Annotated in this window: 17 protein-coding genes; 8 read left to right on the top strand and 9 right to left on the bottom strand. The window is 57.8% G+C overall.

The features are described 5' to 3' along the window. Positions 1 to 95: 95 nt before the first annotated feature. From ACZ5FM_RS08070 to ACZ5FM_RS08060, 3 genes are all read right to left on the bottom strand, one after another. The gene (locus ACZ5FM_RS08070; protein WP_464040295.1) at positions 96 to 797 is read right to left on the bottom strand and encodes a L,D-transpeptidase; all 702 of its coding nucleotides are present in this window, start codon (positions 795 to 797) and stop codon (positions 96 to 98) included. A gap of 102 nt (positions 798 to 899) precedes the next feature. Next, entirely contained in the window at positions 900 to 2,270 is a 1,371-nt protein-coding gene (locus ACZ5FM_RS08065; RefSeq protein WP_464040294.1) for an ATP-binding protein, read from the bottom strand. Beyond that, a complete protein-coding gene (locus ACZ5FM_RS08060) occupies positions 2,270 to 2,929 on the bottom strand; it encodes a response regulator (protein WP_464040293.1) in 660 nt (219 codons plus the stop codon). Before ACZ5FM_RS08060 ends, ACZ5FM_RS08065 begins: the two co-directional genes overlap by 1 nt. Before the next feature lie 129 nt (positions 2,930 to 3,058). Between ACZ5FM_RS08060 and dsbD the strand changes: the two genes are divergently transcribed. The 4 genes from dsbD (at position 3,059) to ACZ5FM_RS08040 (ending at position 7,203) form a co-directional block, all read left to right on the top strand. Next, the gene (dsbD, locus tag ACZ5FM_RS08055; protein ID WP_464040292.1) at positions 3,059 to 4,936 is read left to right on the top strand and encodes a protein-disulfide reductase DsbD; all 1,878 of its coding nucleotides are present in this window, start codon (positions 3,059 to 3,061) and stop codon (positions 4,934 to 4,936) included. 51 nt (positions 4,937 to 4,987) lie between these two features. Next, positions 4,988 to 5,599: a DsbA family protein gene (locus tag ACZ5FM_RS08050; RefSeq protein ID WP_464040291.1), complete on the top strand. Its 612-nt coding sequence runs from the start codon at positions 4,988 to 4,990 to the stop codon at positions 5,597 to 5,599. 49 nt (positions 5,600 to 5,648) lie between these two features. Then, on the top strand, positions 5,649 to 6,434 hold the full coding sequence (gene dsbG, locus ACZ5FM_RS08045) for a thiol:disulfide interchange protein DsbG (protein ID WP_464040290.1): 786 nt from the start codon (positions 5,649 to 5,651) through the stop codon (positions 6,432 to 6,434). A 133-nt stretch (positions 6,435 to 6,567) separates the two neighbouring features. Then, on the top strand, positions 6,568 to 7,203 hold the full coding sequence (locus ACZ5FM_RS08040; RefSeq protein WP_464040289.1) for a DsbA family protein: 636 nt from the start codon (positions 6,568 to 6,570) through the stop codon (positions 7,201 to 7,203). 138 nt (positions 7,204 to 7,341) lie between these two features. Here the strand turns inward: ACZ5FM_RS08040 and ACZ5FM_RS08035 are convergent, their stop codons facing one another. The 4 genes from ACZ5FM_RS08035 to ACZ5FM_RS08020 all read right to left on the bottom strand — a co-directional run bounded on the left by ACZ5FM_RS08035 (position 7,342) and on the right by ACZ5FM_RS08020 (position 10,286). Further along, positions 7,342 to 7,602 carry a DUF982 domain-containing protein gene (locus ACZ5FM_RS08035; RefSeq protein ID WP_192491047.1) on the bottom strand — a complete coding sequence of 87 codons (261 nt, stop codon included), beginning with the start codon at positions 7,600 to 7,602 and terminating at the stop codon, positions 7,342 to 7,344. Between the two features lie 261 nt (positions 7,603 to 7,863). Continuing rightward, the gene (locus ACZ5FM_RS08030; protein ID WP_464040288.1) at positions 7,864 to 8,484 is read right to left on the bottom strand and encodes a hypothetical protein; all 621 of its coding nucleotides are present in this window, start codon (positions 8,482 to 8,484) and stop codon (positions 7,864 to 7,866) included. A 15-nt stretch (positions 8,485 to 8,499) separates the two neighbouring features. Beyond that, a complete protein-coding gene (locus ACZ5FM_RS08025) occupies positions 8,500 to 8,874 on the bottom strand; it encodes a VOC family protein (protein ID WP_464040287.1) in 375 nt (124 codons plus the stop codon). Positions 8,875 to 9,089: 215 nt separating this feature from the next. Next, positions 9,090 to 10,286, bottom strand: coding sequence for an MFS transporter (locus ACZ5FM_RS08020; protein WP_464040286.1), 1,197 nt, complete (start codon positions 10,284 to 10,286; stop codon positions 9,090 to 9,092). A gap of 165 nt (positions 10,287 to 10,451) precedes the next feature. On the opposite strand from ACZ5FM_RS08020, the gene ACZ5FM_RS08015 reads away from it, so the two are divergent. Next, complete coding sequence (locus ACZ5FM_RS08015; protein ID WP_464040285.1) at positions 10,452 to 10,682, top strand: helix-turn-helix domain-containing protein; 231 nt, start codon at positions 10,452 to 10,454, stop codon at positions 10,680 to 10,682. Beyond that, positions 10,570 to 11,334 (top strand): LysR substrate-binding domain-containing protein, encoded by a 765-nt coding sequence (locus ACZ5FM_RS08010; RefSeq protein ID WP_464040442.1) that lies wholly within the window; start codon positions 10,570 to 10,572, stop codon positions 11,332 to 11,334. Before ACZ5FM_RS08015 ends, ACZ5FM_RS08010 begins: the two co-directional genes overlap by 113 nt. Before the next feature lie 46 nt (positions 11,335 to 11,380). On the opposite strand, the gene ACZ5FM_RS08005 is transcribed toward ACZ5FM_RS08010, so the two are convergent. Continuing rightward, a complete protein-coding gene (locus ACZ5FM_RS08005) occupies positions 11,381 to 12,304 on the bottom strand; it encodes an NADP-dependent oxidoreductase (RefSeq protein ID WP_464040284.1) in 924 nt (307 codons plus the stop codon). A 67-nt stretch (positions 12,305 to 12,371) separates the two neighbouring features. Here ACZ5FM_RS08005 and ACZ5FM_RS08000 point away from each other — a divergent pair, with 67 nt between their 5' ends. Together ACZ5FM_RS08000 and ACZ5FM_RS07995 are read left to right on the top strand one after the other, a co-directional pair. Further along, a complete protein-coding gene (locus ACZ5FM_RS08000) occupies positions 12,372 to 13,181 on the top strand; it encodes an AraC family transcriptional regulator (RefSeq protein WP_464040283.1) in 810 nt (269 codons plus the stop codon). A gap of 88 nt (positions 13,182 to 13,269) precedes the next feature. Next, positions 13,270 to 14,082, top strand: coding sequence for a hypothetical protein (locus ACZ5FM_RS07995; RefSeq protein ID WP_464040282.1), 813 nt, complete (start codon positions 13,270 to 13,272; stop codon positions 14,080 to 14,082). Positions 14,083 to 14,122: 40 nt separating this feature from the next. On the opposite strand, the gene ACZ5FM_RS07990 is transcribed toward ACZ5FM_RS07995, so the two are convergent. Next, entirely contained in the window at positions 14,123 to 15,190 is a 1,068-nt protein-coding gene (locus tag ACZ5FM_RS07990) for a hypothetical protein (RefSeq protein WP_464040281.1), read from the bottom strand. Positions 15,191 to 15,228: the final 38 nt, after the last annotated feature.

The raw sequence follows: 15,228 nt of genomic DNA, 5'->3' as shown, positions 1-15,228 counted from the left end.
CGATACTCTGGCGGACATGGCGTAATCTCTGACTGGTCTGATCCGTCTGTACACCGGCGCCGCGTAAAAACGTAGCGCCGGTAAAATCAGGTCCATCAGCCCTTTACGATGATCTTGGCGCCCGGCGTGACGCGCTCATAGAGGTCCATCACGTCCTGGTTCATCATGCGAATGCAGCCGGCCGATACGCCCTTGCCGATCGAGCTTGGATCATTGGTGCCGTGGACACGGTAATAGGTGTCCTTGTTGTCCTTGTGCATGTAAAGCGCGCGTGCACCCATGGGGTTTTTCGGGCCGCCATCCACGCCGTCCTTGTGCGGGCCGTAATGGGCGGGGTTTCTCTTGACCATGTCAGGGGTTGGGATCCAGCGCGGCCATGCGGCCTTTCTGGCAATGATGGCCTCGCCGCCGTCAAAGGAGCGCGCCACCGGGCCAACACCAACGGCGTAACGGATGGCCTTGTTGCCGGGCTGGATCAGATAAAGGAAACGGCTGTTCTGATCGACGATGATCGTGCCGGGCTTTTCTTCCGATGGATAGCTGACGACCTGACGCACATATTGCGGGTTCAGCTTCTGCACATCGATGGCGGGAATTTCAAAACCGCCATCGGTTCTGGCCGCATACATTTGCACCGGATCACTGCCGACAGATTTCAATGCGTCGTCTTCGGCGCGTTGCTTGACCAGCTGTGGCGTTGGCGCGGAACTGCCGTCGCCTGTGCTGGCACATGCCGACAGCAGCAGAGGCAGCGCAATCGCCAACGCCTTGCGAGGAGAGAAGAGAACACGAATCATGGGGGGCCTGCCTAATGCGGATTGGAACTTTCCACGCTTGGCTGACGCCCCCACCTTAACACTGCCTTAAGATTGGTAAAACTAACGCAGCTGTGAACAGCTTCATTCGCCCGGTAGTGTCAAAACGACAACGAAGCCAGTCGCCACTGCGCGGAAATCCAGCCTGCCGCCCAGCTTTTTCATGGCCATGTCGACAATGGCCAGGCCAAGGCCGCTGCCATCAGCCGTTGGGGCGTGGCCGCGCTTGAACCGTTCACGCACACTGGCCTGATCTTCCAAGGCAATGCCCTGCCCACGATCGATGACCTCGATCTGCATAGCGGCATCAGTGGTTTGAAGGCGGATGGTGACACTGCTGTCCTGCGGCGCATATTGAATGGCATTTTCAATGACATTGCGCAGCGCCAGACGCAGCAGGTTGATGTTCCGGACCACCACGTCCTGTTGCTGCGGAAGGTCAAATTCCAGTGACACCGAACGTTTGCTGCTTAATCCTTCGAGGTCGCAGCGTATGTCCTCCAGCACCCGGTCAAGGCGTGCTACCTCAACCTCGTCGCCCCGGTCGGCGGAATCGACAGAGGCAAGGTCAATCAACTGGCGCACAAGGCGGCCGGTTCTGTCGACGCTGGTCGAGATATGCGCCAGTGCCTTGTTTCTGACGTCCTCCTCATGGCTTTTTAGCGCCACCTGCGCCTGGGTTTTCAGACCCGCCAGCGGTGTTTTCAGCTCATGGGCGGCGTAGGCAATGAAGGATTTTTCGCGCTCACGCGCTTCTTCGACCCGCAGGAACAGCGAGTTCAGCGACTTGAGCAGCGGCTTGATTTCGCTTGGCGCATCCTTCTGCTCAATGGCGTGCAACTCGTCGGCGGTGCGCATGCCCAGCAAGGCGGCGATGCGGTTGAGCGGCCCCAGCCCCTTGCCGACACTGAACCAGATCAACAGCGCCAGGATTGGCAACATGGCAACGGCTGGCACCAGCTGGCCCTTGACCACATCGGCCACCAGCCGGTCGCGGATTTCAAGACTGTCACCAATCAGCACCCGCACATTGAGGCTGGTATTGACCACGGCAAACACCCGCCAGCGCACGCCATCCACTGTCGTTTCACTGAAACCGCTGGTGTTGTCGGTCAGCGCATCATCCGGCGCACTGGCCGAACGGCTGACCAGCTTGCCCTGCAACGACCATATCTGGCAGGACAGCTGTCGGCGGTAATCGCCTTGCACATCAAATGGCGCGTCGGGAGAGCCTAAAGCATCGCTTGCCTTGGTGTCGTCAATGGCGGCGGCCACATCGATATGGTGATCGGTGATCAGTGAACTGACCATGCGGGCGGCTTCCATCAACCGTGCATCCAGCACCCGTTCCACCTGATGCTGCACGCTGAAATAGGTCCACAGCACCGCAAACAGCCACACGGCACCGGTGGTGGCCAGCAGAATGGAAAACAGCCGAAGACGTATCGAGCGCATCAACCCATCCCCAGCCGGTAACCGACGCCACGCACCGTCTCTATGACCGACGTGCCGAGCTTGGCGCGCAGCTTGTGCACATGCACCTCGATGGTGTTGCTCTCGACATCTTCCTGCCAGCCATAAAGCCGCTCTTCCAGCGCCTGTTTGGAATGGATGGCCTGCGGGCTTTCCATCAGGGCATGCAGAATGGAAAATTCCCGCCGCGACAGGCCAATCTCCACGTCGGCGCGGCGCACCAGCATCGAGGCCGGATCAAGCGTCAGGCCACGCAGGCTGATCTCGGCACTGGCGCGGCCGCTAGAGCGGCGGGTAATGGCGCGCAGGCGTGCAGCCACCTCATCCAGATCAAAGGGTTTGCCAATATAGTCATCGGCACCGGCATCCAGCCCGTCAATGCGGTCGCCCACCTCATCCTTGGCGGTCAATAGCAGCACGGGAATGCGGTTTCCGGCCTGGCGAATGCCGCGCAGCACATCCAGCCCCGACCCATCCGGCAACATTCTGTCGAGGACGACGGCGTCAAAACGCCCGGTTTGCAGCGCCTCTGTGGCGTCGGCAACCGTGGTCACGCCATCGGCCACAAAACCGCTGAGTTTGAGGCCTTCGCGCAGGCCATCCAGCAGGATCGGGTCATCTTCGACAACAAGTATTCGCAAGTCACGTCTCCGCAAGCGGTCTATTCAACATTTCGACCGGATTTTTAGTCCGATTTTCACCTTAAGGCTGCCTTAAGCTGCCGGTCGGATCAGTCCTGATAACAAAATGTAGACGAAAGGACATGGCGGATGCGCATATTGGCGTTCACGTTTGCGATGCTGACGCTGGTCGGCATGACACTGGCTGGCCTTGCAACGCCAGCCGTGGCAGTGCAAACACCGCTTGAAATGGATCAGGCCTTCAAGGTGTCGGTAGAACAGGCAGCGGATAATCGCGCCGTGATCCGCTGGACCATAAATGACGGTTATTATCTGTACCGGGACTATCTCAGTGCCGAAGACAGCGCCGGAAACAAGCTTGAGCTGCAGACCTTGCCGGGCAAGGTCAAGGACGATCCAAACTTCGGTTCGACCGAGATCTATTATTCCACTGCAACGGCCTCGGTGCTCAACGCACCACAGACATTTCGCCTGACCTATCAGGGCTGCCAAGAAGACGGCCTGTGTTACCCGCCAACGACCAAGGTCGTGGATATGGCAACATTGTCACTGGCTGGTGATCACGCTGGTAAAGGCCTGTTTTCACAAGGTGGATTTGCAGCGGCAGGCAAGGCATCGAACGCCTTTTCCAGTGCGGCCAGTACCGGCAATGCCATTGATCGCCCAGATGACAATGGCAGCTTTACGCTGGCGGATGAACATGCGGAAACCGCCATCGACCGTATGCTCAGTGATGGCGGCTTGGCTCTGTTGCTGGCCGGGTTTCTGGGGTTTGGCGTGCTGCTGGCCTTCACGCCCTGCGTTTTTCCGATGTATCCGATCGTTGCGGCCATGTTGGCCCGCGAGGGGGAAAACCTGACGGCACGGCGTGGTTTTACCCTGTCATCAGCCTATGTGCTGGCACTGGCCTGCGCCTTCGGGCTGCTTGGTATGGTCGCGGCATGGTCGGGACAAAATCTGCAGGTGGCGTTGCAGAGCACGACCACGGTTGCGTCCATTGCCATCTTGTTTGTGGTGCTGGCGCTGTCGAATTTCGGTCTGTTCCATTTACAATTGCCCACCTTTATCTCGGCGCGGTTCAGCAAGAACCATACACGGGCCGGCACCGTGCCGGGCGCCATGGCGCTTGGTTTTTCCTCCGCACTGTTGATTGGTCCCTGTGTGACGGCACCTTTGGCCGGCGCGCTGCTTTACATTGCCCGCACCGGTGACATTGCCATTGGAGCGGCTGCGCTGTTTGCGCTGGGGCTTGGCAAGGGCATTCCACTTGTGATCATGGCGACAGCCAGCGGCAAGGCGTTGCCAAAGGCCGGCATGTGGATGGAAAAGGTGCGCCAGATCTTCGGTTTCCTGTTTCTGGCAACCGCGCTGTGGCTGGCGACACCGCTTATGCCGCAATCTCTCGTGTTGCTGGGCTGGGCCGTGCTGGCACTGTGCTTCGGGGTGTTTGCCTTTACCGCAGCAAGCGGCGCGAGGGGCTCTGGTGTCAGCGTGATTTCCCGCAGTGCCGGTCTGGCATCGATCATCTGGGCGGGCCTGCTATTTGTCGGTCTCGGCCTTGGTGCGAATGATCCGCTGGCGCCGCTTAAGCCGCTGCTATCAGGTAATGGTCCGCAGGACGTGGCCAGAATAGAGAAGTCGGACTTTGCCAAGGTCGGTTCGCTGGCGGATCTTCAAAACCGTATCGCGTCTTCGCCGGGCAATGAGCCGACACTCGTTTATGTCACCGCCGACTGGTGCGTGACCTGCCGCACCATTGAACGTTCGCTGCTGACCAGTCCAGACGTTGTCGACGCGCTTGGCAAGGTCAACCTTGTCAGTCTCGACCTGACGCAGCTAAACGACGACAAACAGGCCATGCTGTCGGCGCTTGGGGTTATCGGTCCACCGACCATGGTCTTTCTCGACGCCAAACGCCGCGAACCAGCGGCAACCCGGCTGGTCGGCGAATTTTCCACCAGTGATCTGGCGGCCTCTGCCCGCAAGGCACGGGAGGACAGTCTTTGAACAGACGTCATCAGCACGTAAATCAGCGCTTAACGCGGAAGGAGAATTCCGATGTTGTCACGTCGTGATGTCTTGGCAGGCGGGCTTGCGACTGTCGCAGGTCTGACTTTGCTTGGCGCAAAGGATAGCGCCGCTGCGCAAATGAGCACGAAGGAGATATTCTTTGACAAGGATGCACCGGTGCTTGGCAACCCCAAGGGTTCGGTGACGGTGGTCGAATATTTCGACTATCAGTGCCCCTATTGCAAAAGCTCCCATGCCGCCTTGAAAAAGGTGGTGGCGGCGGATGGCGATGTGCGGCTGGTGCTGAAAGACTGGCCGATCCTCGGTGATGCCTCAGTGTTTGCCGCGCAGGCGGTGCTGGGTGCAGCACAGATTGGCCACTATGAACCGGCCATGGAAGCGCTGATGAAAACCAGAGGACGCCTGTCGCAAAGTCAGGTTGAAAAAGCACTGGCCGGTGTGGGTCTGACGATGGAAATGCTGTCTGCCGCCGTCAATGAAAACAACAGCAAGATCTCCGCATTGCTGGATCGTAATTACAGCCAGGCCCTGTCGTTCAATTTTGTCGGCACGCCATCCTTTGTCATTGGCAAGGATGTCTATCCCGGTGTTCTCAGTGAAAAGGCACTGAAAGACGCCATCAAACTGGCGCGTGCCTGAGCCATGACTGGCCGCACGCCCCATACTCCAAATCTTGAAAGTAACCTCCATGTCCCGTTTCTCCCTTACCCGCCATCTCATTGCTGTCACCTGCGCGCTTGGCCTCTTGTCAGCCCTGCCCGCCCGTGCCGAAGACAAGGCGGATCTACCGCCAATCCTGCGTACCATTGAGGGGCAGGGCATCACCATCCTCGGTGAAATGAAGGTGCCGGGCGGCCTGCGGGCCTTTGCTGCCAAGGCGGGTTCACAGCCTCTTGCCATCTATCTGACGCCTGACAATGAACATGTGGTGGTTGGCACGCTGGTTGACGGTTCCGGCCTGGACATGGCCGAAACCCAGCTGAAGGAAATGGTTGAAAAGCCGATCATGGAAGATGGCTGGAAACAGCTGGAACAATCCGCCTGGGTGGCGGATGGCAAGGCCGATGCACCGCGCATCGTTTATACCTTCACCGACCCCAACTGCCCCTATTGCAACAAGTTCTGGCAGGCCGCACGACCATGGATCGACAGCGGTAAGGTGCAGCTGCGTCACATCATGGTGGGGGTGATCAGGCAGGATTCTCCGGCCAAGGCAGCCGCCATTCTCGAGGCCAAGTCGCCATCTGAGGCGCTGACGGAAAATGAGCTGAAGCACAAAAGCGGCGGCATCAAAGCCCTGTCCAAGATCAGTGACAAGAGTACCGCGAGCCTCAACAGCAATGCCGAGTTAATGACCAGCCTTGGTTTTAACGGCACGCCGGCCATTGTGTTCAAGAAGGATGATGGCAGCATCGGCACCGTTTCCGGCCTGCCCGAAGATGGCGCGTTAAAGATGGTTCTGGGGCCCAAATGAATTTATAGGACGAAACTGACGTGATGACTGAAGTCCGTTGGATAAGGCCATCAAGTGGCTTTATTCATCGCACAACTTCAGGTCATAGATAGCTTTGGAAACATCATATTTGAGCAGGTCAGGACAGATGAACATGAATATAGCAGCGGGTCATATTTCGCGTCGGTTGGTGTTGGGTGCCTGCCTTGCCCTTGGTCTGGCAGCCCCAGTGCTGGCGCAAGGCACTGACGATGCCGTTTTGAAAGGCCTGCTGCCCGACAGCTATATCGGGGCTGACAGTGCACCGGTGTCGCTGATTGTCTATTCCTCGCCAACCTGCAGCCACTGTGTTGATTTCCACGCCAATGAACTGCCGAAGCTGCAGGAAAAGTTTGTCAGCACGGGCAAGCTGAAAATCGCCTACCGCCCCTTCATGCGCAATTCGCTGGATGCGGTCATTTTCATGCTGGCGCATTCGCGGGGTGCAGACAAGTTCGATGAGACCGTCTCGACCTATATGGACAAGTTTGACGAACTGGCCGCCGCACAGGACACCGAACAGGCGGTAAGGTCGATTGCCGAGGGAATGGGCATCGACAAGGCCGGTTTTGACAAGGCCGTGGCCGACCAGCCCTATTTCGACCAGCTGAATGCAGCCACCAAACAGGCGCAGGAAGAGTTCAAGGTGGCGGGTACGCCGACCTTTTTCCTTGACGGCAAACCGCTGGAGATTGCCAGCAGCTTTGAGGAAGTGGGAACTGCCGTGGAAGCGGCTTTGCCGAAGCCCTGATCTCGCGCTCTCAGCGTGATCAAAGAGCCCATCATCGCGGAATGAATTGCCAAAACGACAAATATCCAGCCGCCCTTATGGCGGCCGGTTTATATCCAGTCATGTTGCAAGCGGCCAACAGGGTCGGCCCACCGGCAACTATGCGTGGTTTCGCCGTGATGGTGGCGTCAGGTTTGCTTCGCCCGCGGCAAGCATGAACCGCTCACGCGCTTCTTCAGCTGATTTTCTGCCATCCAGTGCGGCGCGGCAAAAACGCCGGGCCTCGACATAGGCCGGTCCGCGTGCATCCGGCCATTCATTGGTCAGAATGGCAAGAGCGGAATATGGGCCATGGACAGTCTGTGTGCCACTATGCGGTGTTTTCACTTCGATTGGGTTGCCCCAAGATAATGTCGGCATCTGTTCCTCCTCCAGAACAAGCCTAAAACGGGGCGGACCGAAAAAGGTTCCGTCCTTTAGCGAGACTATTCTAGCCTCGAGAAACGATTTCGTTAAGCCCCTTCTAATAGGGCTTTGTTTTTATGGTTTCCGGTCGGATTTTCGCGGTGTTTTTGGGCGCTGATCAGGCCACGGCGGATCAGGTTTCAGCGGTTGCGATGATCGCCTCTTCCCGCGAACGCGGTGCCCACTACGCCATTTGTCATGGTGGTTATCCGCTCATCAATGTCGGTTCATCCACAGCTGTGCAAGTTCAAAGAAGGTCTTGGATGGTCGACCACCTGTGGCATCTGGCGGCGTTTCATTGTCCGTCGAACTCAACGACTTTCTAATGTCCAGCGCACCGGAAGACGCTTGCTGACAGATAAAATTTGCAGATTGCCGATCTCCGGCGGCGATCCGCTCAATCACTTGCGTCATATGATAGCGATAGGGTTGGTTTGGTGCCTCGGCTGCTATCGCGTCGTTCAGACTATAATCACTCCACAGGCCTGTCTGGCCTTGGCAACGTGCCGCAAGTTCGAGCATTTTGATGGCGACCGTGTCATGCCCATCTGTGTCTGCGATCGTTAAGTGCATCAATGCCGGTGTGTCGCAAGTAAATGCACCAGTAAAATGGAAGCTGGCGGGCATTTTGTCATTGCCTGATATTTGGAGGATCGACCAGAGCAGCTGATCCCAGGCGACAGGTTTAGCTCGGAACTCGATAAAGCCTTTTGAGCCGCGGCGCGGATGCACCGCAAGCACTGAACCATCAAGACGCTTCACGAGGGTGTCGTGTTTTACCGACCATCCAGAACCTTTTGCCGCTGTACGCACAGCGGAATTCAAATCATCTTTCATAGAGGTCGGTCGAGCTCACTTCTTTGCCGGTGTGCGGGCGGTCAGCTTGTTGCCGTCGGGGTCGCGCAGGTAAGCGACGAAAGCGCCGTTGGGGCGTTCTGTGGGTGGGGTTTCAATGGAGGTGCCGCCATTGGCAACACCTGCATCATGCCATGCCTGGACATTGGCGGCTGTAGCGGCCGCGATACCGATCGTGCCGCCATTGGCCGGTGTTGCCGGTTTGCCGTCAATCGGTGTGGTGATCATCAACCGGCTACCGTCATGCAGATATATCAGGCGACCTCTGGCATCCATCTCGCCCGGTTTGCCGCCCAGTGCTGTGAAAGTCGCGTCGTAGAAACGTCTGGCCTGTTCCAGGTCATTGCTGCCAATCATGATGTGGGTGAACATGTGTTATCTCCTGTTAACGGCCCGGCGGGCGTGGTGTGAAGCTAACCGCAATCAACCAAGAATTCACGGCGAAAAATCCGCTAGCTGTGCCGGCATCCGTTTCGGGCAGTGCGGATGCCGCATCCAACGAGCCGCATGACCGCTGGAACAACGGCTGATACCCATACATGCAAGGCTTGAGCGTTGGCGAACAGCGCTCAAGCCGTTGTGGTTTGCTATGGTTTTGCCGCGACAAAACCGTGGTACTTTGCAGCCGTTGCTAGCGCCAAGGCCGAAAGCAGTAGCGCAAAGATTACCCAGGGAAATGAGGCTGGGCCGATATGATCGAGCAGCAGACCGCCCACCAGACCACCGCCAGCAATGCCGCAGTTCCAGGCCGTCACGAACATGGCCTGCGCCATATCGGTCGCCTCACCTGCCGCCTTGGCCTGCGCGGTCTGGAACAGGGTTGGCGCAGCGCCGACGACACCGCCCCAGATCACCACGGCGACCAGAATGACGGATGGTGACGTTGTCGCAAAGGCGAGCACGAGGGCAATGGTTGCAAATATCAGCAGGCTGCCTAGCACCATCACGCGCAGGTGACGGTCGATGAATGTGCCGGCCAACCACAGCCCGATTATACCAGCGACACCGAACAGCAAAAGCACGAGGTCAACACGCGATGTCAGGCCCGAAGGCTGCAGGAAGGGTGCGATATAGGTGTAGAGGATGTTGTGCGCGACGACGAATATCAACATCGTCGACAGAATGGCAACCAGGCCTGGAAGCAGCAACACATGGCAAATGGACACATGTTTGCCTCGCTGCTGGCCGGGGAAATCTGGCAGCAAGACATAGGCTGACAGTACAAGTGCCAAGGCCAGCACACTCATGCCGCCAAAGGCCAGCCGCCAACCGAATATCGTGCCCAGGAATGTGCCAACGGGTACGCCAAGGGAAAAGGCCAACGGGCCGCCAATCCCGGTAATGGCTATGGCCCGGCCGATGAGATGCGGCGGCGCGATGCGTGCGGCGTAACCGACCAGCAGCGCCCATACCATGCCGCCGAACATGCCCGCGAAAAACCGCGCGACCAGTGTCAGCCAGTAGAGATCTGACACCGCCGTAACGGCGTTGACGATGATAAACCCGACCAATGCGGTGAGTAACAGCCCGCGTCGCGGCAAAGCCTGGGTCAGTGTCATCAGAGGAATGGCCGTCAGCAAAGAGCCTGCCGCATAGGCGGTGACAAGTTGCCCGGACAGGCTGTCGGTTACGCCAAGCCCGCTGCTGATCTGCGGCAGCAGGCCTGCGGGCATGACCTCTGTCATCAACGTGACAAAACCTGCGCAGGCAAGCACCAGCAACCTGCCAAGCGGCAGACTGTGCGGCGGTGCAGCCGGCGATGCGGAGTTGGTTTGTGTCGTCATGCGTTGCAGCCTTTCGAAATTGGGTGTCAGTTCATAACCATGCCGCAGATGGTGTGAGCGGCACGAGCGATGGGTGCGGCCAGCTGTAAAGGCTCGTCAGACAAAGAAAAATTCTCTACAATTCAAAACACCTTGGAATTTTTGTCGTGCATGGGGGAATGAGTTTTGGACAGTTTCGGGGCGCTCCACGCCTTTGTTCAGGCCGCCGATACCGGCGGTTTTACCGAGGCGGGTCGCAAGCTCGGTGTCACGGCATCGGCGGTCAGCAAAGGCCGTGCAACGTCTGGAAGAGCGGCTTGGCGTGCGGCTGTTTCATCGCTCGACCCGCAGCATCACCCTGACGGAGGAAGGGGCGATGTTTCTCAAACGCTGTCGTCATATCCTCAGAGAGTTTGAGGCAGCCGAAACCGAACTGTCGCAGACGCGACAGGCGCCGCAGGGTAAATTACGCCTCAGCCTACCCTCGATGGGCAGCTTGTTTTTGCAGAAGATTGCCGGGTTCAAACGGCTCTATCCGCAGATCGAACTGGAACTCGATTTCACCGATCGTATCGTTGATGTGATCGATGAGGGTTTTGACGCGGTGATCCGCACCGGAGACCACGCCGACAGCCGCCTGATGAAACGCACGCTTGGTTATTACTGCCGGGTGATCATCGGTTCACCGGACTATTTTCGCGATGCCGGTATTCCCAAACAACCACAGGACCTCGCCACCCATCCCTGCCTGATCTACCGCTTCGCCACCACTGGCAAGCTGGACAAATGGCCGCTGTCCGATGGCGGGAAACCGGTTCATGTCGAGCTTTTGAACAGCGCCGTCATGAACACGCTCGACCCGCAAATCTGTTTTGCCGAAAATGGTCTTGGCCTTGCCTGCGTTCCGGATCTTGCCGTGCGCAACCAATTGCAAAGCGGCCGTTTGGTCAGCGTCCTCGATGACTATCTGCCGACGAAAACACAGATCAGCGTCATGTGGCCTACAAGCAAACATCTGTCGCCCAAACTACGCGCCTTCGTGGATTTTGCCGCTGAACATCTGCCGTGATGATGGGCGGCGGCAATCCCTCGCCGCGCCCGATCAGGTATGCCGTCTAGAGCTGACCGATGACATCAAGCACGATCTTGCCACGGGTGCGCCCGGCCTCGGAGAGGTCGAAGGCCTGGTTGATCTCTGCAAGCGGCAGCACCGTTGCGACGGTGGGTTTCAGTTTCCCTGCCTCAACCAGTTCGCGGATCGACACCAGTTGTTGTGCATTGGCTTTGCAGAAAACGCGGGCAGCGCCAACACCATATCTGTCTGCCTCATCGGCGGGTAACGCCACGGCAGTGACCAGAAAACCGCCCTTCTTCAGAGGCAGGAACGCCTTGTCGAAGGTGTCGCCGCCGACCGTGTCGAACACCACATCGATATCCTTGGCCATGATGTCAAACGGCTGGCTTTTGTAATCAATGAACTGATCTGCGCCGAGGCTGCGGATATAGTCTTCATTGCGGGCTGATCCCATGGCGGTGACATGCGCGCCCTTGGCCTTGGCAAGTTGCACGGCAAGCGAACCGACACCGCCAGAACTGTTTGTTATCAATAGCTTCTGGCCGCTCTGAAGTTTGGCGAGATCAAACATCGCCTGCCATGCGGTCAGCGCGCCGAGCGGTATGGCGGCACTTTCCATGAAATCGAGGTTGGCGGGTTTGTGGGCAATGTCGTCCGCCCTGGCAATGGCATAATCTGCAAAACCGCCGGTCGGGATAATGCCATAGACCGCATCGCCCGGTTTGAATTTGCTGACGGCATCGCCGCATTCTTCGACAGTGCCGGCAATTTCGCCACCAAGATGAATGGGCAGCGACAGGCCCATGCGCTGGCCAAGGCCGCCACGGATTTTCCAGTCGACTGGATTGACGCCTGCGGCGTGGACCCTGACCAGAACCTCACTTGGCCCCGGCACCGGGCGATCAACATCGGTATAGTCTACCACGTCATTATTACCGTATTGTCTGATGACGACCGCTTTCATCTCTCATTCCTCATTTCGGGTGCTTGTGCCGCTGGGTTTTGCACGCGCTCGACCTTTGATACTGGCCATGATAGACCAACGGCTTGGCGATGTGACGCCAATCCGCATCGCGCAAAGGCCAAACCGGATGCACAAACCGCCCTTTACCCTGCACCGTGGTTTCAAACAGCGTGGCATGGGCATGCCGACCCACACCCATGAAGAAGCGCAGCTGACCTTTGCCGCATCCGGCATGGTGCAGGTGTTGACCGAGGCCGGTCGCTGGCTGGTGCCGCCGCAGCTTGCCGTGTGGATACCGGCCGGCGTTTCACATCGGGTCGAGGTGCTGACCGATGCGGAACTATGGATGGTCAACTGGGAACCATCGGTGGCCGAGGCATGGGCGCCGCCAACCCAGCTGGACCGGCCGTTTACGCTGCGGGTGACGCCGCTGATGCAGGCGCTGCTTGACGCTGCCTTTTCCGACACGACCGGGCCGGACAAGGTTGAGCTGGTCGCAAGGCTGATGCTGCATGAACTGACCGAGACGGCGCACGCCCCGACCTTTCTGCCCCTGCCCGTCAGCCAGATTGGCAAACGGGTGGCGGATCTCGCCTTCGAGGACCGCCGGAACGCGATGAACATCGACGAACTGGCGGCACGGGCCGCAACCTCGGTGCGCACGGTCAGCCGGCTTTTTCCGGAGGAAACCGGCATGACGCTGAAATCCTGGCGGCAGCGTGCCCGCATCGTGCAGGCCATGGACCAGCTGGGCCGAGGTTATGCCATTGCCCGCGTTGCCAGTGAGTTTGGCTTTTCCAGCACAGCGTCATTCTCCTGCGCCTTCCGGCAGGTCACGGCCATGACACCGACGATGTTTCTCGATTATCCCGGTTGAACTCGGCCACCTGGCGTAAGGCAAACTCACGTAACGGCAGCCATATCTCACCCATTGCCGATGTCGCGGCTTTTGCTAGGATCGACTTATGGCCAACCTCGATCCGAAAGATTTGTCCGACGCCAGAGACCGTCTGCTTGATGTAGCCACGGATCATTTTCGCGCCGATGCGGATGTACTTGGCCTGTTTGTGTCCGGGTCGCTGGCGGCGGGCAGTTTTGACGCCTATTCCGACATAGACCTGCGGGTTGTGGTGCAGTCTGAACGCCACGGCTGGTTCGTGCAAAACAGGCGTAATATTCCTATGGAATGGCCGGGTTTCCTGTTCAATGAATGGATGCCCGGCACCCGCCACTGTGTTTCGCATTTCGCACCGTTCAACAAGATCGATATCTTTTATCTCGATGCGGCGAAACTGATGCCATCGCCATGGTATCGGCTTCCGGTGATCGTTCTCCACGATCCGGAAATGATCGTGGCTGGGCTAGTTGAGGCATCGCGGGAATTGCCGTTTACCGTCACTGCCGACGAGGTAGATATCTCCATCAGTAAGGGCATTGCGGCCGCGCATGAGACATTCCGGCGGGCAAAACGTGGCGAGCTGTTTTACGCCCAGACCCTGCTGGATGAACTGCGCCACCATATGATGCTGGCCGATGACTGGCTTTATGAGCGCACGGCAGAAACGACTGTGCTCGCCAAGTTTGACCAGCGTGGCAGTGCAGATGTGTTGCAGGTGCTTGGCAACTCCTACTGCGCGCTTGAGGCCGATAAGATTTTGACTGCACTTAGTGGATTGGTGGCGAACTATCGATTGCAGGTCCAAGGCCTGCATGCACATTTCAAGCCTCGCCGCCCGATCGACAATGATCTGGCGGCGCTCGATATCATCAGTCAGTGAGCTCCGGTTTTCGTGCGGTCATTGACAACTGGATACCCGTTTATTCTGCGAAACAGGGCAGCACGTCCTCTTCGAAATAGGGCTGCTGGTTGACCCAGAACATGTAGTTCACTTTGAGAAAATCTGCTGCGAAGGCGTGTAGCATCGGCACCAGATTTTTGCGCTTCTTGACGACCTTTTCAGTGCCGGTTTCGCCAATGTAATTGCCATCTTGCACCGCAATGCCAAGCGGTACAGCGAAGCTGTTTTCATGCATCATGGCAAGCGCGTGGTTCAGCTGGTTCTTGCGGGTTACCATCAGGTCGGGTGCACCAAGGCCAACGCCGATCTGGTTGCCAAAGTCGTAGATGCCGCGCAGATATCCCTTGTCGTCCCACGGCAACCATTCATCCGGCATGAAGTTGGCATAGATCATGGTCGTCGATTTCGGGAATGCGGTCTTCAACGCCTGCATGTTGGCTTTAATGCCCTCAATGTAACGCGCGGCCGAGAAGGAATGATCGGACTTGGCGGTGACGCCAATTGCGGTTTCCTGCAGGTTTATGCCTTCAATGCGGCCATCGAATTCCTTGCCGAGTGCCAACAACAGGCTCTCGAAGCGCGCATGAACAGCGTCGTTCCAGCGTTTGGCCACCCAGCCCTCAAGCTTGCCGTCATCGGTATATTGGCCGGTAACGCCTCCGTCGAATTTGTCTGTCAGCAGGTCGTTTGGCACCGGCTTGTATTCGGGGGAGAACGACGCATCCTGCAGCTGGATGAACAGCTTCTTGCCATGTTGGGCAAGGTAATCGACATCGGCCTTGATGTCGGAAAAGTCATATTGCCCTTCGCTCGGTTCAAGGTTGCGCCAGGAATACATGATCTGTGCGCCTGAAAAACGTGCGTTGGTCAGCAGCGGATGGCCCCGGATTGCTTCACGGTCGCGGCTGAAATAGACGAAATTGCTGATGCCATCCGGTTTCACCGGGCATGTCGCCTTTGAATATGGCTCAGAGGCTTTCAGATAACGATTGGCGATGTTGTCAGCGGCGCTGGCAGGCGTGGCGATAAGGGCAGATATTGGCGAGGCAAGCGCAATGGCAAGGCCAAACAGGAGCTTTACGTTCATTGGTTTTCCTATCGAATGAGCAGGCTTTGTGGTGCCTG

It is taken from the genome of Agrobacterium sp. 5Ca50, assembly GCF_055381905.1.
Note: the sequence above shows the minus strand (reverse complement) of the source record. Positions and strands in the feature narration are given on the sequence as shown.